This is a genomic window from Methanobacterium sp. CWC-01 (genome assembly GCF_030323845.1).
Classification (GTDB): domain Archaea; phylum Methanobacteriota; class Methanobacteria; order Methanobacteriales; family Methanobacteriaceae; genus Methanobacterium; species Methanobacterium aridiramus.
This window is the reverse complement of the sequence record NZ_CP040735.1, coordinates 1,056,857-1,077,465: the sequence shown is the minus strand read 5'-3', so window position 1 is coordinate 1,077,465 and position 20,609 is coordinate 1,056,857. Positions and strand designations below refer to the sequence as shown.

The following is a 20,609-nucleotide window of genomic DNA, read 5'->3' as shown; positions in this document are numbered from 1 at the left end:
AGTAGGTTTAAGGGATTAAATCCCTTAAATATTGGCTAATGGGTCTTCTTTCTCGCTGCTGGCCTTGTATGGAACTGGTAAGCCCATGGCTTTCCGTTCGTCAATTGTCTTCATGTTTTTGGTCTTCTTCTCGGTTGCCAATTTTTCTAAGAGGCCGAGACCAGGTTTAACATCGTCCATTGCTTTGGTTTCGATGACTCCTGCATCTACAGCTGCTTTGAATATGGTTTCACCGGCATCAGTCCTGGTGAAGACAGTAGACCATCCGTCTGGAGTTCCTACTGAACCTGTAGATACGTCAGCTAATTCAGCAACGTAGTCCAGACAGATTTTACATCCATTTTGCTCGTAGCCGTGGGTTTCTTTCAGTGGTAGGGTGTACACATCATCCGCAGTGTAAGCCCAGAATTTTCCCTTTCCAATGTCCATCTTCTCCACGAGAGTTGGGTCGATACCCATTTTCTCACTGATGAAGGTTTGCAGGGATGTGAATGGGAAGTTTTCCATACAGAAGATACCTACTGCCAGGGCAATCTTGTCAGCCAAGAATCGTACCCCGAAGGGGTAGGATTGCATCTTTCGGATACCCATGAGCTGACAGGGTATGGCCACGGTACCTATCTTCTCTAATCCATACTGTCGGGCTGCTTTTTTAAGCATCCAGACGTTAGGGGAGAATGTGTATTTGGTTCCGGCGGCTGCCAGCACTTCCTCAGCGGTCATAGCCACGGTTGGAGCCGGTTTCCATAGTTCTTCAGTGGGTCCAGCCACTACTGCACCATCGATGAGTTTTTCATCTAAGGCGTAGCAGAACAGGGCGGATACTATTCCACCGTCTTGGGCTATTTTTTGGATTTGTTTGTCAGTGGATCTTGCGGCAACAACTTCTTTGTAAGTTCCTAATACCATTGTCACTCCTCCTATAACCCTAAATCCTTATTGATCTGTTCAGCTGGCCACCAGCTTCTTGGACACTGCACGTAACAAATTCCACATTTAATACAGCGGTCTTCATTCAGTTCAGGCCTTCCATTGGTCATGCTTAGAGCTCGTGTCTGGCAAGCCATGGCACAGGTTCCACATCCAATACATAGAGCCTGGTTTACCACTTTGGTCTGCAGGTCGCAGCCACAGGCTTCGGTGTAACCAGCCAGGTCTAACATGGGTTGTAGGTAGTCCATGTCACCGTTGATAAGTGCTACAACGGTTTTAGCTATTATTTCTGGTGATGGCGGACATCCATGTATGGCACAATCCACTTTGATCAGATCAGCAATGGGCACGAATGATTCATGTGCAGGCTGTGCTTGTTGTCCTCCTCGTGAAAAACGGGTGAAACAACCTGTGGCGGCACATGAACCAAAGGCACATACCAGTGCTGCTTTTTCACGAACTTCCAGTAATTCCTTTACACTGTGTTCATCCTGTAGACAACATGATCCTTCCACCAGGGCTAAGTCCATTTCTGGCATTTCCCATAGGTCGACCAAGGTTGTTCCGTAGACGATGTCCACCAGATTGGTGAGTAATTCTGCGAGAATATCGTAATTCTCGGTTAGCGACATTCCGTCGCCAGTACATCCTGAAAGGTGGATGTAACCTATTCTTGGTTTAGCTTTCTCTTCAGCCACTTTTTCAACCTCCTGTTGTGAAGCTTCTTGTTCAGGTTCTGCTTCTTTTTCAGGTTTTGCCTCCATTCCTAAAAACGATTTAAGACGGGCTAATATTGACATTTAATTAACCCCTATCTCTTCTAAAATCAACTTAATGGCCTTTGGAATAGCTTCCTCCACACTTTTGGTTAACCCCAACTCAACGTCGGGGGCAGAGACACGTTCTGGTTGGCATCCAATTACCATTACTTCACAGGACTCTGCCAAGTCGTGCAAGGGCTGGCTTACTGGCCAGGAGTGCACATTCTCGTAGGATCCTTTTGGTAATTCATCCACCCCGAATATTCGCATGGTGCCGGGTTCAGCACCGAACTCAACAATATCTACCACTATCATTTTCTTCCAACAATCTTGAGGAAGAGTGAACACGAAGTGGGGAGCTCCAGTGCCGGCGTCTATAGTCATGACATTCTCTGGGAGAGGCTGTTCCTGGGAATATTTGTTTAGGGCCTCTATTACTGCTGGTCCGAATCCGTCATCCGCAAAGAGGATGTTTCCGCATCCGACCACTAAGATCTCTGCATCGTATGGCATAGTTATTCCTTAGATTCTGACCATTTCGTTTTTAATGACGCTCCTGTCTTCATCGTCCACCACAATCACGTGGGTTGCACAGGACAGACATGGGTCGTAAGCTCGGATAACGTGGGGGCCGAATTCATGGTGGAATCCTTCAGTGGCTGGTCCCATGGTGGGTATGTTCCAAGTGGTAGGTACCAGGCAGGTGTAGAACTGGAGTTTGCCGTCGGCTACTTGTGCCATGTGCACATCTGTTCCCCTTGGTCCTTCAATCGGGCCTATTCCCAGTTTGTTTGTTCCCCTGGGATCAAAGTCCGCTCGAACCGGTGCAGATGTATCCAGTTCAGCCAGAATGGCTATAGCTCGGGATAACGCCGATTTCATCTCCATGGCTCTGGCCACATGCTGAGCAACTACACCTTTTTCAGTGAAGCCCCGGTATTGAACTGCTCGTGCCCTTGGCCCTGTTTCCACGTTCACTCCATCATAGAGAGGTATGGTGGAGCAAGCTCTTTTTGCAATATCTGCATCGTCATACCAGCTTTCGGGCATGATTTCTGTGAATCGGTCCATGTCGAAATTGTCCCGATTTCCATATAGATTGTCCGTGGTAAAAATGGGCTGGTTATGGACACCTAAACCTGCTGGCAATCCTTTGTCAGCTACAAGTCCCACAATCAAATCAACGTGTTCATCAAGTTTTGGTTTCAAAGCTTTTAATCTTGCGTATAATTTCTTACGGGCTACTTCCGAAATATTGTCTGCCATTCCTCCAATCCGGATGTCAGAGGGGTGAATTCCTTCACCGGCAACCATATCCACCACATACTGGGAAACTTTCCGCACCTCAGATACGGAGTTTACTGCAGTGGCAAACAGGTCTTCTGGCACGAAGTCAGCGGCAATGAGGAACTGGTGGATTGCGTGACTGTTGATGTGGTGAGCACATAGCGTTAGTTCCCTCAGCTGCTTAGCGGCTTTGGGTATTTCTATATCCAGAGAATCATCTATGGCTTCCACAGATGCCAGAGTGTGGGGTATAGGACATACACCACAGATCCGCTGCGCATATACTGGCGCAGATTCTGGAGCTTTACCAGTCAACATTTTTTCTAATCCTCTAACCGGAGTTATACTGAAGTATCTCCCCTTGGTTACGATTCCTTCGTCATCGACTTCCATGACCAACTCTGCGTGTCCTTCTTGTCGTGAGGTTGGCGAGATAACTACTCGTTCGCTCAAACGTATCACCTCTTGTTTTTATAAGAACATCATAAACTGTTGAACAGAACCATATTAATATATTTATATTAAAAGCAGAGATGTAAAGTATAAATATAGATTACAACATAACAATTTATGTTATCGGAAAATTGATGCTAAATATTAATTTAATTACCCTTTTACACTTCTTTATCCTTTATAATAGTTCATGAGGCGAAATACTATTAACTATGAAACCAATATCCTATTAGGTAGTCCAAAAGGGAAGTGAATTGATGTTAAATAATAAAATAATTTTGTCCGTAATCATCGTATTGGTCATAGGTGTTGCTGCCGCTGGTTATCAGATGAGCAGTTCTACATCTGGACTCTGGACACCAATTCAATCTCAAAGCCAGGACAGCTCACCTCTAACCACTGAAACCAGCTCCGGATCAGATCAAAGCTCATCCTCAGGATCGAGCTCTTCGTCTGGACAATCAAGCGGGACAGGAAGTGCTAATGTGAAAGTAACCTCTTCAGAAGCTAAAATTATTGCGCAACGTTACATTGAAGAACCTGATGCCAGTGCCGGGGAGCCCCTACTGAAGGATTTGAATGGGAAACAAACCTATGTAGTGCCCATAATGATGAACGGAGATCAAGTAGGAGAAATATACATTGACCCTCAGACTGGAGAGAATCTAGGGGGGGCAGGAGGGGTTTCATATGGTTAATATGGTAGAAAACGAAGAATGTTGCCATATCATATCTGAAGATGTGAAAAATGCTGTAGTTATAGAAGGATCGCCTGAATTAGGGTTGATTGGAAACATCGTGGGTTGGCTTCTGGTGGAGGAACTTCAGATGGATGAAATTGGCCATATAGAATCCAAATATTTCCCTCCTTTAGCTGTTCTCTATAAGGGTGTAGCAATTCATCCATTCCGAATATACAGTAACAATGAACTGGTTCTATTTCTTTCAGATTTTGTGGTACCACCAAACGTGACCCATGACATGACCAACGCCATTGTAGAATGGATGGAACGTAACCAGAGCAAAGAACTCATAACCTTAAATAGCGTTGCGGTTAGAGAAAAAACTAATGGTGTGGCAGGCGCAGCTAATAATGAAGAAAGTTTAAAGCGTTTAGGTGATCTTGAAATACCAATACTCCCTTTTGGGAATATTAACGGTATTTCAGGTACTCTTTTAACTAGAACCAAAACCAGTGACATCCCAGGGTCATGCCTTTTTGCGGAGGTACTGAACCAGTACCCAGACCCCAGAGCAGCTGCTAGTATAGTGGATGTTTTAAATAGAATGCTGGATATAAACGTTAATGCTGATCCTCTTATTAAAGAGGCCGAAGAAATAGAATCACGGCTAAAAGAATTGGCACAAGCCGTTCAAGGAGAGCAAGAGTCTCCAGCGTACATGTAATTCATACGGGCCCGTAGCCTAGTTGGATAGGGCGTCGGACTTCTAATCCGAAGGTCCCGGGTTCAAATCCCGGCGGGTCCGTTTAAGAAACATCTTTTTGTGCATTAACTTGTGGTGTAATTTATATTCAAATTTAAAGGGCCCGTAGCCTAGTCTGGATAGGGCATCAGACTCCTAATCTGAAGGTCCGGGGTTCAAATCCCCGCGGGTCCGCTGCTATTTTAAAAAAAAATTAGTTTATCCGAATCTTGATGAATTCAAAAAATTCTGAAAATTATACAAAGACAAAAACAGCTCTAAAATATTCATTTAATTAAATATTTATTTAAAATATTCATCTAATGTATTAGATTCCATAGATCGTGATTTTGTAGATTGTATTTTCTGTGCTGATTTTTCTGGATCTAAAATTATCTCACCGTACCGTCCACCACCACCGGACTGCATTTTAAGGGTTCCATCCCGGAATGATTTAATAACAGGGGCCAGTTTAGGATCCGCCTCCTCCAAATCTTCCATTGGGGCGTTGATCAAAACTGATATCTCATCACTAAATCTTTGCAACATTTCCCGCCAGATCTTCTGGACAAAAACGGTGGTAACACCCTTACCATATACTAAACTGATGATTTCGGCCAGAGGAAGGATATATATATAAGGAGGACGATTTGGGGGGTGATGAGGCTCATTCCAGGTAGCTAGTTCCTCTATTCGATAGTCAACTCCCTTTTTTATGGTGCCGCCGCAGGGACATTTCATCTTCATTTCCAGTGCCTTTTTTACAGGGAAAAGGTGGTAGCACTTGGTACATGCGGTGAGATGGTACTTCCCCATCCTGGGATCGAAGCCATAATTGGCTTTAATCTTCAGATCCTTAAGAGCATTCTCCAGTGATGGGTAATCTATCCTGTTGATTTCGATCTCATTGAATTCCCTCCCCAGCCGGTGGGGCCAGGGGGAATGTGCATCAGAATTGGTCAGAAAAGGAATATCCTGAAGTTCCTCAATGCGATCAGCCATATCGGTATCTGCTGAAAGTCCCAGTTCTAAAAAATCGGGTTTATGAGAATAACAGTCATATATACTGTCATACTCCTTATATATGCTGGTCCATGGAGTGAATGCGTGCGAAGGACCCAATAAACAGCCCTTTTCCTGAGCAAGTTCTTGTATCTCTCTGCCGCTCATTCTGACCCGGGGCCGACCATCACTATCCAGGTTTCCCCGGAGTTCACCGCGTATTTGATGGGCAGTTTCAATGGAGGGTAAAATTAGAAGGTGATGAACCCTTTTTATGTCTTCCACTTCGGCCGTGAGAATTAATAGAGGTTCCTGGTTCTGTGATGGAAGATCAGGATCTTTTTCAGGGCGTCTATCTTCTTTTATAGAATATACACCATCTGCAACCTGTTCAGTGGAGTCTTCAATAAGTTGTAACCACCTCTGATGGAAGGCGTCCCCGGTTCCCACCAGATGTAAACCTTTCAACTGTGCTTGAGCTGCTATCACCTCAGGCACCATATTTTTGGAGGTGGCCATGGAGTATCGGCCGTGAATATGCAAATCCGCCCTAATTATCATGGATATCCCATTTAAACCTATAAGGTTTAGTAAAGTATAACCATATATTCTAACCAATATAGCGGAGATCCTCTTCCCCAGGAGCTAATCGCATCCCTTCTGCAATCTCTCGCTCCATTTGCTGGGCTTTGGATATCATCTTACGTGTTTCTTCAGCTCTTTCCTCCAGTTTCGCCACATCAACCTCTAATTTTAAAATCTGGAGTAAAATAGTTAGTACAGCCTTGGAGGCATCGGCATCAATAAAGTACCCTGGAGTTTCTCCCATAAGACAAGCACCTTCAATACTTTCAGCCATTCCCAGCCCTAGTAGTAACCCGGATGCACCGATGATTCCACCATCAGCGGATCTTAGGGTCACTTCATATTCTTTAAGGCTTTCTGCAAGCTCAGTATTAGTAGCCGCCCCATATACCTTGGGATTGTCCACAGGCTGACCAGTACCCAATCCACCCAGAGTAAACATCTGTTTTACACCATATTTCTTTACAAAATCAATGATAACTCCGCAGATTTCATATTGTCCTTCTGGACTCAATCCCTGAGTGTTTCCCACCAGTATTATGTAGTCTCTTTTGTCCTCCCCAGCAGATTTGAGGTAGTAAAACTCATTTTTCATGGGTTCAATAATCCCGTTTTCACCCACAAAAACTTGTGGAGGGAAAGATGGTGAGTAAAGTTCGGCGAACATCTCTGCTTCCAGTTCATGGATCAGATGCTCTGCTACCAACTTTCCGACGTGTCCAATTCCGGGTAGAGCCTCTATAAATATAGGTTCATCCAGATCTACATCTTTAAACTGGTTTATAATGGTTTTATTCATCTAAACACTCCCTTCATTGCGGGCAATTATTTAATGATCAAATTAAATCAGGAACATTTAATCAGAACTGTTATTTGACGGATTTCTAACCTGTTCCTTCAGCATTCTTCTGTACTTCCCGTATTTATCTTCCGGAGAATATTTTGGTGGATAGATAACTCTCACGTCCCCCCCACAATGGGGACAATGATCTTGAATGGTATATTCACTGCAGGAAGTGCAGCGCTTCATCTTAAACTTCATTCTAATTCACGGTGAAATTCGCCTTCGCCTCCGGCTTTTTCCACGAATTTGATGGCTTTTTGAGCAGCTTTATCCAGTATGTCCTCAGCAGTTGGGTAATCTGAAGATACAACTGTTAGACGGTATTTGGGGGCACCAACACATTGTACGGAAAGATTTTCATCTTTGATAGATCCCAGAGCATCCCTTATTATCTCCACCCCATTAGGAGCATAGGAGGTCAGGTTAATGTATCCATTGATCTGGACTTCCGGAGGGGATATGTTTTTCTTGGCCACTTCAGTTATGGCTTTGGCCCAGGTTTCATCCACTCCTCTCTCCACCAGTACATCGACTCCTTCTTCAGCAGCCGCTTCAAAGGCCCCATATAGATCCCCAAATTCTTCCATGATGGCATAACCAACTTCATCATAACCAGCATCCAGATCCTTCTCCAGGCTCTTAGCTGCAAATTCTAGAAGTTTCTCGGCTTTTTGTTCAATTTTCCACTGCTGAATCTTTCGGGTCCTCTGATCTTCACGGATCCTTTTAAGAGAAACATCCACATGTCCCTTCCGAGGATTAACCCGAAGTACGCGAGCCACGATTTTCTGGTTTTCCCGTACGTAGTCTCGAATATTTTTAACCCACCCAGCAGAAACTTCTGAAATGTGTATAAATGCCTCTTTACCAGGATATTCATCCAGATAAGCAAAAGCACCGTAGTTTAGGACCTTATGTACAGTTCCCACTACCAGGTCCCTCTCAGCAGGCCATTCGTTTTTGGTTCTTACCATCAAGTCACCTTAATCAATCACTTCTATAATTTGAGCTACGATTTTTGATTTTCCACCCTTAGGTTGCACCAGGGTCTTACTGCATATAATACACTCAACCTTAGATGCAGCATGGTCAAATACCACTTGTTGGTTTCCGCAGTCCCCACATTTGACCCTTAAAAAGTTGCTTTTTTTCTTGGACATGAAATCACCCTACATTGTAAACTCTACTTTTCCGGTTCGGAATGTGGATCGTTTTATGTGAGACTTACCACACTTTTTACATTTATAACGTAAATCCAGCTTTTTGGTTGGTTTATTTCCTGAGGGCAGGGGCCTAGGATATCCCCGGTAACCACTAGTCACCCTTCTGAACTGCCGCTGACCCCATTTAAGTTCGCTGGCTTTTCTCCTCTTTGACTCTAATACGTCATGAACAGTATGCTTTTTGCAACTTGGACAGTAAGTTCTCCTTTCTTTAGGAATTTTCATATTTAATCACCTCTTCTATGTAAAAATAAGCCATGTGACTGGTAAAAATCACTATAAGGGCCTTGAACTATTTTAAGAAGCCTGATTTTTATTCAGACTAAGTATCTTTTAATCTTTATTTATACCTTTGTATGGGCCTTCCCTTGTCCTTCTTGATGAGTATCCTGGCATTGGCTTCGGGCATGCTAATGACATCCCCAGGATACATGGGGCCGTAAACCTTATGATCTACCCCCATTATAGAAGGAAGTTCAGCAGTTATCATTAAAACTTCAGTAGGCATCCTAGGGGACATCTTATCTGGGTCTGAAAATTCCGAAGATGTTGATCCTTTGGGTGCCACCCTATTTTTAGCCATAGGCCCTGATTTAGAAGATCTTTTAGCAGCTTTAGCATTTCCATTGGTTAGAGCCGGTTCCTGACCAAACTGCCGGTAGATTTCATCTTCAACTGGTGGAAAGAGGGAATTATCATCAAATTCAGGATCCAATTCAGTTGATGGTTTTTCCGATGCAAGAGTTTGTTTAGGAACTTCTGGGTTGGATTTAGCTGTATTATCAGTTCCAGTTCCACTATCCTTTTTTTTCTTTTTTTTAACTGAAGATGAACTTATTGGAAAGTTCATGGCCTTCCTATATTGAGATAAAGATCGGAACAATTCTTGATATAGATCAATTTCTTCAGGAGTAGAGTTAATGGGACTTTGAGGACGAATATCATCCTTTTGTTCGAGAAAAAGCTGAAAAGAACGTTGGACATTCATCACAGCACTGTTAGTTATTTTATGTTCCCTTCTTTCACAGATCTCTGAAACAATACGCTGCGCATCCCGAAGCAGTAGATAAGAATCCAGGGATAATTGGTTATTGCCAATTTTTTCCATTAGGCCATCTAGGTAACGAAAAACTCTTTGGTAAAAATCATCCCCCACCGGAGATAGACCACTCAGGCTGCGTTCCTTTTTTTGGATCTCTCTTAGCCTCTGGAAAAACTCATCCAACCCTATTCCTCACTTTCTATCCTTGGAGCTAGGAGGAAGCTTAATTCGCCTTCATCCGAAGCCATTTTTAGGTAAAGGTTAAGAGGCATGTCATTTCCCAACTTAATTTGAGCTGTTTCTGAGAATTTATCCGCCTTCATCATTTCCTTAACTTTCTCTAGACTGAAGACCGATTTAGCATTTTCCTGTATTTTTTCTCCATGCAGGTATTCTATTTGGGCATCCCCAAAGTCCCCTTCCGCTGAGGCCTTGAACTTATCTTCATCTACCTGGAGAGCGATTTTGTCAGAAACTATTCCAATATCCTGTATGGAGTCTTTGAGCAGGCTGAAGGGTACCTCCAATTCCGTGGGATAATCCAGTTGAGGAGGGCTAGGTGCCTCATATTCAATGTCGATGAGCCTGATCTTGAATGTACGGCGTGCTTCACCCTCAAAGGTTATGATGAAGTTCCCCTCATCAGTGGTCAGTTCCACCATATCCTCTGCTTTTGCCCGTTTAAGGACTTTCATCAACTCTTCGGTGTCAACATTGATTTTGAGAGGTTCTTTGCACTGATACTCATCGAAAACATTCTTCTTCAATTCCAGATGTACGAATGTGATGTGGCTGCGGTCCAGAGCATCCAGTCTTAGGCCTTCTTCATCGGCTTGCATTTGCACCTCATCCACAATGGACGATATAGCGTCGAAACTGGTTTTTAAAATGTTTGAATCGCTTAAAACTGCCTTGAACATGTTGTTCCTCCTTTAATTACTTTTATTCTTATCTTCTATATTATTCTTTTTCGTTTTTTTGTCCTTGACTTCTGATTTACTTTTTTCTTCTGAAATGTCCATTTCCACGTTAAGCTTATTGAGAACTGTGTCATGCCAATAACGGCGGCCAAATACAGTTATGAGTATCAAAAGACCAATCAAAATCAAAAACGAAGAAAACATGGCCCGTTCTCCAAATATCACATTGTCAACTACCCGTGTCGCAGCTGTAAAGAGGAGTATGAGGCCGGATAACATTAATAATCCGCCGACTATTGCCGCGGTATACCTTATGATGCGTGTTTTTTCGGCCAGGATTAATTTGGTGACTTTCATGTTCATCAACCCCTCTTTGAAATGTAATTCAGAGAATTCATGAACATCAGCTTTTTCACCAGTCTTATGTGAAGTTTTCTTCGGGGGATTTGGATTTTTAGATTTATTATCATCTAAGCCAAGATCAGGACTAACGAAAATCTTTTTAAATCTTGCAAATCCAAGATCAGTGCTGGAGTCAGCTCCCCCGCCTTTTTCCTTTTCCCGATTTTTTTGAGATCCTGTGGTCTTATCGGGTGTAGTATTATCCTTCATAACCTTCTCCTAGTCGTATTCCCTCCAAGTGTAACCACATTGACTGCACCTTAAAAATCGTGTTTCAGATTCATCTGCCCTCCGGGTCTGCTGCAGCCACCAGAAGGCTTCTTTATTTTTACATTTCGGACACACTGCCCTGGTTGTGGGTAGGGTTTTAACGTCATCTCCAGTTACTATTACATTCTCCCTGGTAGATATCTTCTCTGAAACTTCATAATCACTTAGAGATTTCTTGGTTATTTTCTTTTGGTATCCACATTGACACTCAAAACATTCACCTTTGGGAAACATTACTGTCCCACATTTTGGGCAGAACTCCATTTTAGTCCTCCTGATCATCTAAATATCATAAATTGTCTACGATTTTTTTATTGAGTATTATAATTATTTATAATCTTTAAAGCATCATTGAAAATTTTTTTATGGTCAAACGCCAGTTCCATGGAATGTATCGAATTTAAGGTGAAGTAAGCTGCATCAACCGCATCGGTGGATGGCTTCACTGTTCCCCCTGCCGGTGTAGCCAAGAAGCAAACAGAAACGGTGTGTCCCCGTGGGTCGCGATCGGGATCAGAATAGACACCGACCAGCTTTTTGAGATGCACAGATATTCCTGTTTCCTCCCTAGCCTCCCTTACTGCTGACTGCTCCACGGTCTCACCATACTCAACAAAGCCCCCTGGTAAAGCCCAGAATCCTTTAAAGGGGCTATTTTTCCTTTTTATAAGCAACACTGTTCCAGCTTCGCCGATTATTACTACATCAACGGTTAAAAAAGGTTTTTTTATTTAAACACTTCCTGTAGTATAGAATAGTAATTTTCAATGATGGTTCATTCGATTACGAGATCTTAGCCATTATTAAGCGCTTCCCCGGGAATCTCCAGTTATAACCCCTGAAGCAATTATGTGGGCCACACGAATGGGCTCAGGTATGGCGCTTCTGGTGGTTGCCAGCTTTACTATTTCTTCTGCATCTTCCCAGGATATTCCGCTGGTTTGAATGTAGATTGGCTCTTTATTATGGATTTTCTGTATTTTTCCTGCTTTTTGAATAAGTTTCCATTTTTTCCCCCAGTTTGGGAAGTTCTGGAGGGCATTTTTTATTTTGAGCAAATCTGGCTGTTTGCGCATGATTACAATCACGGGGATCTCTGTTTTATGAAATATCTGCTGGATATCCACTACGTTAAAACCACCAAAGGTAATTCCGTCCAGCATGATCACCCCTATCTGTTCACGATGGCGGGACCGGTTTACCATCCCCACTAACTTGTCAGTGACATCATCGCCGTCATTGGTAATGTGGGTACTCAGAACACCATCCAGCCAGATTCCTGCTCTAAATATTGTTCCAATAATCAGGACTTTTTCTTTTCCGTGTGGTGTGAAAGGTCCGTCGTCAACTCCCAGTATACGTATTTCCTTCTTTATTTTCCAGAATTTTTTATTAGGAATTCCTTCATTCATCCTTAGGCAGATTCTACTAATTTCTTAAATTCCCCACAACGTTTCTGTAAAGTTTTAGCCGCCTTTTTAAGTGACTGACGGGGATTTTTAGCTTTTATGTACAATCTTGGCTGTCCAATTATAGGGTGGTCAATAACGTAAGCTGCAGATTCAACATTTTTATCTTCCATTAAAACTGTTCTAAGAGCGTTGCAAAGGCTATGGGACTCCCCTGTAATTTCAATTTCCAGTTCCTTCTTTTCATCCTTTATGATCTTCATGATCATCCCTCATATTTAGAAGATAACTTCCGGGTCTCTTTATTACCGCAATTAGGGCATTTTACTTGATTTTTACCAATCTTGTTCATGAAATATCGGCATTTAGTGCACATGGCCTTTAAAACACCCAATTCTTCTTCTGCAGTGGTGAGGTCGGCGTTGTCAATTCCCAGAACCTTGGTTACTTTAGCTTCGATAAGATCACCAATACGGAAGTCGTCAGTAAGTTTGTCCACATAGCCTTTCTGGGCCTGAGATATGTGAATACCACCCACACAGGATATTGGAAGGCTCCTGTTGGTGTCTTTGATTCCTTCTATTTCCACCATGGCCCTTTGACCACGTACATCTTTTATCTGTCCCAAAATGACCGCTCCTCTACTGAGAATGGCAGGGGATTTAGTTTTGGGTATTATGGAAATTTTTTTATTTTTTTGGTCTATGTATACTGTTCCTGCCACCAAAGACCGAATTTTACCTTCTTCTTCATAGGTCCATTCCGATGGGAGAAACTCCTCAGTGACACCTAAAGCGTCACCAGGGAGAACAAAATCTCCAGATTTGGCTTTCATCTATTCACCTCTTATTTAAAACAAGTCTAACAAATTCAGTACTTAATAAAACTTTATCGTGTTAATCGGACTTAATACGTATTTTATGATGTGATTAAGATAATAGGGGATGCTGCTTACGGATAAAATCTGTATAAGCAATCAGGTAAATCAAGAAGTATTATTATATTTTATTATATGACGGTTTCAAGTATTAAGTTATGTTTTTTTCATTTATTTCATCGATCATTTCATCGAAATCAATTCACATCAATGGGAATGATTAGGCAATATGATTTTATCTTTATATAGGATCAGCTAAACTCCAATAAGTTTCCTTCCATAGTCTTTCATTCTTACTCATATATAATCTCATCTATCTGATAGTCTCCCCAATCCTTTATACCCAATGCAATTTCTAATTCATATGGAGTTATTAAGGGTTTTTCGTAGATCTGGTCATCATCGATGGCTATTCGAGGACAGGCAGTTACTACAAAGGCATTCAAATCCCGGAAAGCCATTAAAAGATCGGGTGTGATGTTATCAAGGAGTATGAGGTAAGCCTCCCGGTTCTGATCTTGAATCAATTTTTTTAAGGATTTGGCCATTTCCAGGCGCATTTGGCCTTCTTTTGATGAAACTAAAATTCCAAATCGTTTAGCTTCCATGCATAGTGCAATTTTAGCAAACCGCTTTCGAAGAACTCTATCTGCGAATTCATCTATTTCTCTAGCCTCATTCATGTAGGGATCAGCTATAATAACCGGCTTATGGGTGGATAATTTCAGACCCAGAGGGTGGAAGTTTCCACTTCCTATATAAAGGAAGGCATCCACCGAAAGGCCACGAGCCGAAGAAAAGTTACATCCCAGCACCTGTCCGTGCACAGTTCCTTTACCAGGCCCCATCTGAACATTTTTACCATTTTCCTCTAGAAAATTAGCTAAATCATCCAATAAATAAAGATGCTGGGTGGTGGTCACCAAACCAATGGTTTGATAATCGTCAAGGAGTTTAAGAGCCTCTTTTGCCGATTCGAATACTTCAACTGTGGAATAAGCTTCCACAAATAAAACTGGGATCCTGTAATCCAAGGGTAGGGGAGTATGCCCCCAGTGAATCAACAAATCCACCAGACCTTCCATGGAACGGTCGGATAGATCACAGGCCCCATAACAGGCATCCCCAGATATCAGGGTGGTGGCACCCGTTTCTTTTTCTATTTTTCGGGCTAATCTAGTAGCATGCACCCGCAATCCATCGGGAAACTGCAATCCTACCATCTTTGCATTTAATCCACGTATTTTAGCGACTGTTTCCTCTTCTTCCAGCTGATAATTTAGCATTTTAGTTCCTAACGGAGTTTTTTGCCATTATATCTTCAATTTCATATAATTAAAACTCGGCCATCCCGGACATCGACTTTAACTAAAGTTTTAACTTCCAATCCAGTTTCAGCCTCTACTTTCTCTTTTCCGCTTCCTTTTTCAATGACAGCCACCACGTCAACTACTTCCAGCCCCATATTCTGAAGGGCTTTCAACACCGCAGTCATGGTACCACCAGTACTTACCACATCATCTATTAACATTACCCGGTCGCCTTTGGTTAAACCATTGATGTAAAGCTCCCCTTCACTGTAACCCGTCATTTGATGGACAGCTACTTCTCCATCCAAATTGTAACGACGTTTTCTAACTACTACAAATGGAATCCTGGTTTTAATTGACAGAGCAGTGGCCAGGTGGATCCCCATAGCCTCCACACAGACTATCTTGTCCAATGGAAAACTTATAATCCTTGAAGTAGCTTCTGCAACTTCTTCCAGTAATTCTGGTTCAGTTAAAGGAATTCCATCGGTAATTGGATGTACGAAGTAGTTATAATCACCTTTTTTAACAATAGGGGACTCAATTAATGATTTTTTGAGGTTTTCAAGCATCTTTTCACCCAATTTTTGACCCTAATTCACATAATTGCTCTTATATTATTCTAAAACGTTGATATTAATGGAATAACAGAGAATCTAAAGGGCACGAATTACCAGGCGGTTTAAACCAGAATATACATATAAATATGCTTTTAAAGGCCTTTAGCTCCCCATACTAGTTTATAAGTCAATTCGTTATTTTCCAACCCGGCATCTTTATCTTTATATACCCTGAATTTACTATTATATATACTCAGATATATCAAAATTAAATAGATTTCAAAATTAAATTTAATACTGCTGATTTTTTATCAATTACTGGTGAATCTAATCTGGTGATATACAATGTTAGGCAATCTGGGAAAGAACCTGACCAATACCATGAAAAAACTGGCTGGAATGGCCATCATCGATGAAGAAGTGGTCAAAGAAGTCATAAAGGACATACAAAGGGCCCTCATCCAGGCCGATGTTAATATAAAACTGGTTTTAAATCTTTCCAAGACCATAGAAAAGCGTTCACTCTCTGAAGAGCCCCCAAAGGGAGTAACCCCCAAAGAGCATGTGATCAAGATCGTCTATGAAGAACTGGTGCATCTTTTAGGTGAAAAAGCTCCCGAAATTGAGGTAGAAACCAAGCCTTTCAAAATACTATTCATGGGGCTGCAGGGAAGTGGTAAAACTACCACAATAGGTAAATTAGCCCGTTATCTTCAGAGAAAAGGTTTCAATCCCGCCATTATATGTACCGATACTTGGAGGCCTGCTGCCTACGAACAACTACGACAGCTAACCGAAAGTCTCAACGTCCCCCTCTACGGCGATCCTGACAATGAAGATGCGCTGGATTTAGCCAAAAAAGGGATTAAAAAATTTAAAAAACAGGATATCATTATTGTAGACACTGCCGGCCGTCACAAGGAAGAAAAAGATCTTCTGGACGAAATGAAGCAGATATCGGTAGTGGTGGATCCGGATGAAGTAATGCTGGTTATCGATGGTACCATAGGTCAACAGGCACGTGAACAGGCCCTGGCCTTTAGTCAGACCACCGACATCGGCTCCATCGTTATTACCAAACTCGATGGATCAGCTAAGGGGGGTGGAGCTCTTTCGGCAGTGGCCGAGATTGGAGCTCCCATCAAATTTATTGGAACCGGTGAACGCATTGAAGATCTAGAGGCCTTCGATCCAGATCGGTTTATATCCCGACTGTTGGGAATGGGAGACATTAAGACTTTGATTGAGAGGGCTGAAGAAATTGCCGAGGGAGACGAAGTGGACATGGAGTCAATGGATGCCATGCTCAGTGGTAAGTTTACCCTAAAGGATATGTACGCCCAGTTTGAAGTTATGAACAAAATGGGACCCATGCAGCAGGTCTTGAACATGATGCCAGGTATGGGAAACAAACTCCCCAAAAATGCATCCCAGGTAACGGAAGAACGACTCAATAAGTACCGTATTCTTATGGACTCCATGACTGAACATGAACTCACCCATCCAGAGGTTATTAAACAGTCCAGAGTAAAAAGGATTGCCAAAGGAGCCGGAATGCGTAACGAAGATGTTAAAGAACTTTTAAAATATTATCAAGTCACCAAGAAAGCCATCAAAGGCTTTGGTAAGCGCAAAATGGGCGGTCCCTTGGGGCAGATGATGCGGCAGATGATGCGTTAAAATTCACTTTTGCAATACATTACTAGGATGTAGATTTGATGGATTCTATTTTGAAAAATAAGGCTATTAAAATCATGAAAATCACTAACGGTGAGATATGCGACCGTTGTCTAGGTCGTCATCTTTCCAGAGATTTACCCGGAGAATCCAACTCTGAAAGGGGAGAATATGCCCGAAGACATTTTTTAGACCATATAAACAAATTCGAAGATGTTAAAAAATGTAAGGTTTGTTTTGGTACCTTTGATAATCTTGAAGACATTTTAAAAGATGTTTCAGATACCATTAAAGATAAAGGGGTTGAATTTTCCACCTTTCTGGTGGGTTGTCGCTTCCCCCAGGACATCATGGAGAAAGAAAAGGAGTTACAAACGGAAATCCAGTTAGAAGTGGAGAGTATTAAAAAAGAATTCAACCGGGAGTTAGGTAAACTGCTCTATGATCATTGGGAAAAAGAAGTGGATTTTGAGAATCCACAGCTGGTGATAATGTCTGATCTTTCTAGAAATCGCGTTGATCTGCAAATTAATGCCCTCTTTATCGAAGGTCGCTACCGGAAACTGGTGAGAAACATTCCCCAAACCAAATGGCCCTGCAGGAAGTGCAAGGGAAAAGGCTGTGAGCGCTGTAATTACACTGGAAAAATGTATGAAGAATCCGTGGAGGAGTTAATATCCCCTTCGGTCTTAATGATGGCAGGAGGAACTGAATCCAAGTTTCATGGTGCTGGAAGAGAAGACATTGATGTAAAAATGCTGGGAAAAGGTCGCCCATTCGTACTGGAAATTAAAGAACCCTTAAAACGTGACTTGGATCTTAAAAGGTTGGAGTATGAAATAAATAAAAATGCTCAGGGGAAGGTAGAGGTCCTGAACCTTAAATCATCGGAAAAACAAAGGCGTAGTGCCATCAAAACTTCCTCAACCGACACGTATAAGACTTATCTGGCTCTTGTAGAGTTGGCTGCAACAGTTGACGCTGCGGATCTGGAGCGCCTTACTAAGTTGAAATTGATAGAACAACGCACCCCTATTAGGGTCTCACACCGCCGAGCGGATAAGGTTAGAAAACGCCAAATCAAAGGGTTAACTGCCACCAAAATCGGCGAAAAAACCTTGGAATTGAAAATTGACTGTGAGGGCGGTTTGTATATAAAGGAACTGATATCTGGTGATGAGGGTAGAACCCAACCCAGTGTGTCATTACTCCTGGGCACTCCAGCCAGATGCGTGCAGTTGGATGTGTTGGAGGTCAACATTTAAAAGGGTGGAAGGATAGTATTATAAACTCCTGAAATGTATAAATAGTCAACGTAGATAATAGAAGATGCCCGGTCCATTCCGGCCTATTTAGGGCGGATATAGGGTAATAAATGCTGGATCAGCCTGAATGTCTTCTAATGGTTAGTTAGGGTACTATTATTAAATTCAGGTTGTGAAGCAGTTTGGAACTTGTCAGAATTCAGTTTCATTAGCTAATGAAAACCAATTTCATTAGGATTCTAGTTTATCATGGAGGTTTTTTAAAATGCAAAGATCAAGAGGTTTCAGAAGTAAAACACGACACAAGCTCAAAAAGAGCATTAGAGCCGGTAGAACCAATCCCATTACCAAAAAAATCCAGACTTTCAGTAAAGATGATCTGGTTCACATCATAATAGATCCTAGTGTACATAAGGGTCAACCCCACCCACGTTTCCATGGGAAAACAGGTAAAGTATCCGATAAGCGAGGTAGAGCTTATATCGTGGAAATCAACGACGGGAACAAAGCAAAACGCCTGATTATCAGACCTGAACACCTGAAAGTCCAAGAGTGATTGGGATGATTGGAAAAAAAGTGTTAAAAACCGATCCCATACCCTTTTGCCAAGCTAAAGATTTGTTGGAAGAACGGGCGAAGGTCCAGGAACTGAGTTACGAGCAGAATCTGGCAATGGATCACGTTACCAAATTTTCCAAAATTTCGGTGAAATCTGCCCAGAAAATGATTGCTGAATTAGAAGAGATTATAAAAACCAATCAGGCCGTTAAAATGGCGGACATAATGCCAGAAGATATGGCAGACATGAGGCTGATGTTCTCTAAAGAAAGGGGCGCCCACAAAAAGGAAGACTTGGACAAAATATTGGATATTATAAATAAATATCGGGAATAACAGTTATAAAACTGAATATTTAATATTCCCTGGAGATAGATGGTCATATGGAAGATTATGCGATTATACTTGATTTTCTCCCTCTGGGATATGTGGATGCGGGTACAACCACTTATAAACGAAAACCAGTGGCACAAGCCATAGGAACCGAAGAATTCACCCTTCTAGAGTTAACTCCCAAAGATAACATGACTCTCACCATACTTCAGAAGGTTTACATTGGTGCCGGAAAGAGGGATGAAATATCCAGGGTTAACCGCAGGATCCCCTACGAAAAATTAACTTCCACCGCTAAAATTGAACTTAATTACGTTATAGAAGAGATTATAAGAGATAAGGAGGACAAATTTGTCTATTTCTTCAATGAATCCGGACCTATATCTCTTCGATTACACCAAATCGAGCTTTTGCCAGGTATTGGTAAAAAACATATGACAGACATCCTTCAAGCCAGGAAAGAAGGTCCTTTCGAAAGTTTTGATGACATAAAAAAGAGGGTTCCCATGATATCCGACCCAGTGAAGCTCATCTCCAAACGAATCGTAATGGAGCTGGAATCCCATGAAGCTAAGGGTAAGAGAAAATACACTATTTTTACACGGCCCCCTAAAAGGAAAACCCAGCCCTGAAGGAAATGTTATCCCGGGAAACAATAAAAATTCTTAAAAAACACCAGATTAGGCTGAATAAACGAAAAAGCCAGCATTATCTGGTGAGTTCTTCTATTTTGGATAGAATTATTCGCAAAGCAGAACCTTCTGTCAATGACACCATTCTGGATATTGGCGCTGGAATAGGTACCCTCACCATTCCCCTTTCAGAAATGGCCAGGAAGGTAGTGGCCATAGAACAAGACCCTCAAATAGCCAGTATCCTCAGGGAAAGATTGGAAGAAAAAGGAATAACTAACGTAGATGTATTGGAGGGGGATGCAACTCGTCTGGAGTTACCACCATTTAATAAAGTAGTGTCTAACCTTCCTTACAAGATTTCTTCGCCAATTACCTTTCGACTTCTGGAGTATGATTTTGATTTTGGAATTTTAATGTACCAGCTGGAGTTTGCAGATCGGATGGTAGCCAAACCAGGAGAATCAAAATACTCCCGGCTCTCAGTGATGATTAACTTAAAAGCCGAAGCAGAAAAACTATTTACAGTTCCCAAAGGAGCTTTTCTACCCCCACCACGAGTATCATCAGCGGTGGTGAAGTTAACCCCTAAAAAAGATGTTAAACTGGACGAATTTATGTTAAATATTACCAGGGCACTTTTCCAGCATAAACGTAAGAAGGCTAAGAAAGCTCTCTTAGATTCGTATCATGAGTGGGCGCCGGATAAAAAATTTGCTAAAGAAATGTTATCCCGATTAGATTCCGAATTGATGGATGAGAGGCCATTTCAGATGGAATCTGAAAACATTATTCAAATCACCCATGAATTGAAAAAATTAATAAAAAGTGATTAAAAAAA

At 42.0% G+C, this 20,609-nt stretch carries 28 protein-coding genes and 2 tRNA genes; 10 read left to right on the top strand and 20 right to left on the bottom strand.

Annotated features, from left to right (window positions below):
• Nucleotides 1-24: 24 nt before the first annotated feature.
• From frhB to frhA, 4 genes are read right to left on the bottom strand one after another with little or no spacing between them, the layout of a single operon-like run.
• Nucleotides 25-909, bottom strand: a complete 885-nt coding sequence (gene frhB / locus FGU46_RS05750) for a coenzyme F420 hydrogenase subunit beta (RefSeq protein ID WP_286472691.1) — start codon at nt 907-909, stop codon at nt 25-27.
• An 11-nt stretch (nt 910-920) separates the two neighbouring features.
• Nucleotides 921-1,733, bottom strand: coding sequence for a coenzyme F420 hydrogenase subunit gamma (gene frhG / locus FGU46_RS05745; RefSeq protein WP_286472688.1), 813 nt, complete (start codon nt 1,731-1,733; stop codon nt 921-923).
• Nucleotides 1,734-2,207 (bottom strand): coenzyme F420-reducing hydrogenase, FrhD protein, encoded by a 474-nt coding sequence (frhD, locus tag FGU46_RS05740; protein ID WP_286472685.1) that lies wholly within the window; start codon nt 2,205-2,207, stop codon nt 1,734-1,736.
• Nucleotides 2,208-2,216: 9 nt separating this feature from the next.
• Entirely contained in the window at nt 2,217-3,434 is a 1,218-nt protein-coding gene (gene frhA / locus FGU46_RS05735; protein WP_286472679.1) for a coenzyme F420 hydrogenase subunit alpha, read from the bottom strand.
• 257 nt (nt 3,435-3,691) lie between these two features.
• On the opposite strand from frhA, the gene FGU46_RS05730 reads away from it, so the two are divergent.
• The 4 genes from FGU46_RS05730 to FGU46_RS05715 all read left to right on the top strand — a co-directional run bounded on the left by FGU46_RS05730 (nt 3,692) and on the right by FGU46_RS05715 (nt 5,054).
• Nucleotides 3,692-4,132, top strand: a complete 441-nt coding sequence (locus FGU46_RS05730; protein WP_286472675.1) for a PepSY domain-containing protein — start codon at nt 3,692-3,694, stop codon at nt 4,130-4,132.
• Nucleotides 4,125-4,841 (top strand): proteasome assembly chaperone family protein, encoded by a 717-nt coding sequence (locus FGU46_RS05725; RefSeq protein WP_286472670.1) that lies wholly within the window; start codon nt 4,125-4,127, stop codon nt 4,839-4,841. The genes FGU46_RS05730 and FGU46_RS05725 overlap by 8 nt, the downstream gene beginning before the upstream one ends.
• A 7-nt stretch (nt 4,842-4,848) precedes the next feature.
• Nucleotides 4,849-4,922: transfer RNA gene (locus FGU46_RS05720), tRNA-Arg, on the top strand.
• A gap of 57 nt (nt 4,923-4,979) precedes the next feature.
• Nucleotides 4,980-5,054 (top strand) — tRNA-Arg (locus FGU46_RS05715).
• 108 nt (nt 5,055-5,162) lie between these two features.
• On the opposite strand, the gene FGU46_RS05710 is transcribed toward FGU46_RS05715, so the two are convergent.
• From FGU46_RS05710 to hpt, 16 genes are all read right to left on the bottom strand, one after another.
• Nucleotides 5,163-6,422: a TIGR00375 family protein gene (locus FGU46_RS05710; RefSeq protein ID WP_286472665.1), complete on the bottom strand. Its 1,260-nt coding sequence runs from the start codon at nt 6,420-6,422 to the stop codon at nt 5,163-5,165.
• Nucleotides 6,423-6,471: 49 nt separating this feature from the next.
• Entirely contained in the window at nt 6,472-7,245 is a 774-nt protein-coding gene (locus tag FGU46_RS05705) for a proteasome assembly chaperone family protein (protein WP_286472659.1), read from the bottom strand.
• 57 nt (nt 7,246-7,302) lie between these two features.
• Nucleotides 7,303-7,488 (bottom strand): RNA-protein complex protein Nop10, encoded by a 186-nt coding sequence (locus FGU46_RS05700; RefSeq protein ID WP_286472657.1) that lies wholly within the window; start codon nt 7,486-7,488, stop codon nt 7,303-7,305.
• Nucleotides 7,485-8,264 (bottom strand): translation initiation factor IF-2 subunit alpha, encoded by a 780-nt coding sequence (locus FGU46_RS05695; protein ID WP_286472656.1) that lies wholly within the window; start codon nt 8,262-8,264, stop codon nt 7,485-7,487. Before FGU46_RS05695 ends, FGU46_RS05700 begins: the two co-directional genes overlap by 4 nt.
• A gap of 9 nt (nt 8,265-8,273) precedes the next feature.
• A complete protein-coding gene (locus FGU46_RS05690) occupies nt 8,274-8,450 on the bottom strand; it encodes a 30S ribosomal protein S27e (RefSeq protein ID WP_286472651.1) in 177 nt (58 codons plus the stop codon).
• A 9-nt stretch (nt 8,451-8,459) separates the two neighbouring features.
• On the bottom strand, nt 8,460-8,738 hold the full coding sequence (locus tag FGU46_RS05685) for a 50S ribosomal protein L44e (RefSeq protein ID WP_286472649.1): 279 nt from the start codon (nt 8,736-8,738) through the stop codon (nt 8,460-8,462).
• Nucleotides 8,739-8,853: 115 nt separating this feature from the next.
• Nucleotides 8,854-9,621: a DNA replication complex subunit Gins51 gene (locus FGU46_RS05680; RefSeq protein ID WP_286472643.1), complete on the bottom strand. Its 768-nt coding sequence runs from the start codon at nt 9,619-9,621 to the stop codon at nt 8,854-8,856.
• A 119-nt stretch (nt 9,622-9,740) separates the two neighbouring features.
• Nucleotides 9,741-10,475: a proliferating cell nuclear antigen (pcna) gene (gene pcn / locus FGU46_RS05675; RefSeq protein ID WP_286472639.1), complete on the bottom strand. Its 735-nt coding sequence runs from the start codon at nt 10,473-10,475 to the stop codon at nt 9,741-9,743.
• A 12-nt stretch (nt 10,476-10,487) separates the two neighbouring features.
• Nucleotides 10,488-11,087: a hypothetical protein gene (locus tag FGU46_RS05670; RefSeq protein WP_286472636.1), complete on the bottom strand. Its 600-nt coding sequence runs from the start codon at nt 11,085-11,087 to the stop codon at nt 10,488-10,490.
• 9 nt (nt 11,088-11,096) lie between these two features.
• Nucleotides 11,097-11,411, bottom strand: coding sequence for a transcription factor S (locus tag FGU46_RS05665; RefSeq protein ID WP_286472634.1), 315 nt, complete (start codon nt 11,409-11,411; stop codon nt 11,097-11,099).
• 47 nt (nt 11,412-11,458) lie between these two features.
• On the bottom strand, nt 11,459-11,878 hold the full coding sequence (locus tag FGU46_RS05660; RefSeq protein ID WP_286478230.1) for an NUDIX hydrolase: 420 nt from the start codon (nt 11,876-11,878) through the stop codon (nt 11,459-11,461).
• Nucleotides 11,879-11,950: 72 nt separating this feature from the next.
• On the bottom strand, nt 11,951-12,559 hold the full coding sequence (locus FGU46_RS05655; protein WP_286472632.1) for an endonuclease dU: 609 nt from the start codon (nt 12,557-12,559) through the stop codon (nt 11,951-11,953).
• Between the two features lie 2 nt (nt 12,560-12,561).
• A complete protein-coding gene (locus tag FGU46_RS05650) occupies nt 12,562-12,819 on the bottom strand; it encodes a DNA-directed RNA polymerase subunit L (protein ID WP_286472630.1) in 258 nt (85 codons plus the stop codon).
• A 2-nt stretch (nt 12,820-12,821) separates the two neighbouring features.
• Nucleotides 12,822-13,391, bottom strand: a complete 570-nt coding sequence (locus FGU46_RS05645) for an exosome complex RNA-binding protein Csl4 (RefSeq protein WP_286472629.1) — start codon at nt 13,389-13,391, stop codon at nt 12,822-12,824.
• Between the two features lie 335 nt (nt 13,392-13,726).
• The gene (gene dph2, locus FGU46_RS05640) at nt 13,727-14,719 is read right to left on the bottom strand and encodes a diphthamide biosynthesis enzyme Dph2 (RefSeq protein ID WP_286472622.1); all 993 of its coding nucleotides are present in this window, start codon (nt 14,717-14,719) and stop codon (nt 13,727-13,729) included.
• A gap of 41 nt (nt 14,720-14,760) precedes the next feature.
• On the bottom strand, nt 14,761-15,315 hold the full coding sequence (gene hpt / locus FGU46_RS05635; RefSeq protein WP_286472621.1) for a hypoxanthine/guanine phosphoribosyltransferase: 555 nt from the start codon (nt 15,313-15,315) through the stop codon (nt 14,761-14,763).
• A 333-nt stretch (nt 15,316-15,648) separates the two neighbouring features.
• Between hpt and FGU46_RS05630 the strand changes: the two genes are divergently transcribed.
• The 6 genes from FGU46_RS05630 to rsmA all read left to right on the top strand — a co-directional run bounded on the left by FGU46_RS05630 (nt 15,649) and on the right by rsmA (nt 20,604).
• The gene (locus tag FGU46_RS05630) at nt 15,649-16,983 is read left to right on the top strand and encodes a signal recognition particle protein Srp54 (RefSeq protein WP_286472620.1); all 1,335 of its coding nucleotides are present in this window, start codon (nt 15,649-15,651) and stop codon (nt 16,981-16,983) included.
• A 74-nt stretch (nt 16,984-17,057) separates the two neighbouring features.
• Nucleotides 17,058-18,245, top strand: coding sequence for a tRNA pseudouridine(54/55) synthase Pus10 (locus tag FGU46_RS05625; RefSeq protein ID WP_286472619.1), 1,188 nt, complete (start codon nt 17,058-17,060; stop codon nt 18,243-18,245).
• Nucleotides 18,246-18,510: 265 nt separating this feature from the next.
• On the top strand, nt 18,511-18,801 hold the full coding sequence (locus FGU46_RS05620; RefSeq protein WP_286472617.1) for a 50S ribosomal protein L21e: 291 nt from the start codon (nt 18,511-18,513) through the stop codon (nt 18,799-18,801).
• 5 nt (nt 18,802-18,806) lie between these two features.
• Entirely contained in the window at nt 18,807-19,139 is a 333-nt protein-coding gene (locus FGU46_RS05615; protein WP_286472615.1) for an RNA polymerase Rpb4 family protein, read from the top strand.
• A 47-nt stretch (nt 19,140-19,186) separates the two neighbouring features.
• Nucleotides 19,187-19,768, top strand: coding sequence for a DUF655 domain-containing protein (locus FGU46_RS05610; RefSeq protein ID WP_286472611.1), 582 nt, complete (start codon nt 19,187-19,189; stop codon nt 19,766-19,768).
• Between the two features lie 5 nt (nt 19,769-19,773).
• Nucleotides 19,774-20,604, top strand: coding sequence for a 16S rRNA (adenine(1518)-N(6)/adenine(1519)-N(6))-dimethyltransferase RsmA (gene rsmA, locus FGU46_RS05605; RefSeq protein ID WP_286472609.1), 831 nt, complete (start codon nt 19,774-19,776; stop codon nt 20,602-20,604).
• Nucleotides 20,605-20,609 lie beyond the last annotated feature (5 nt).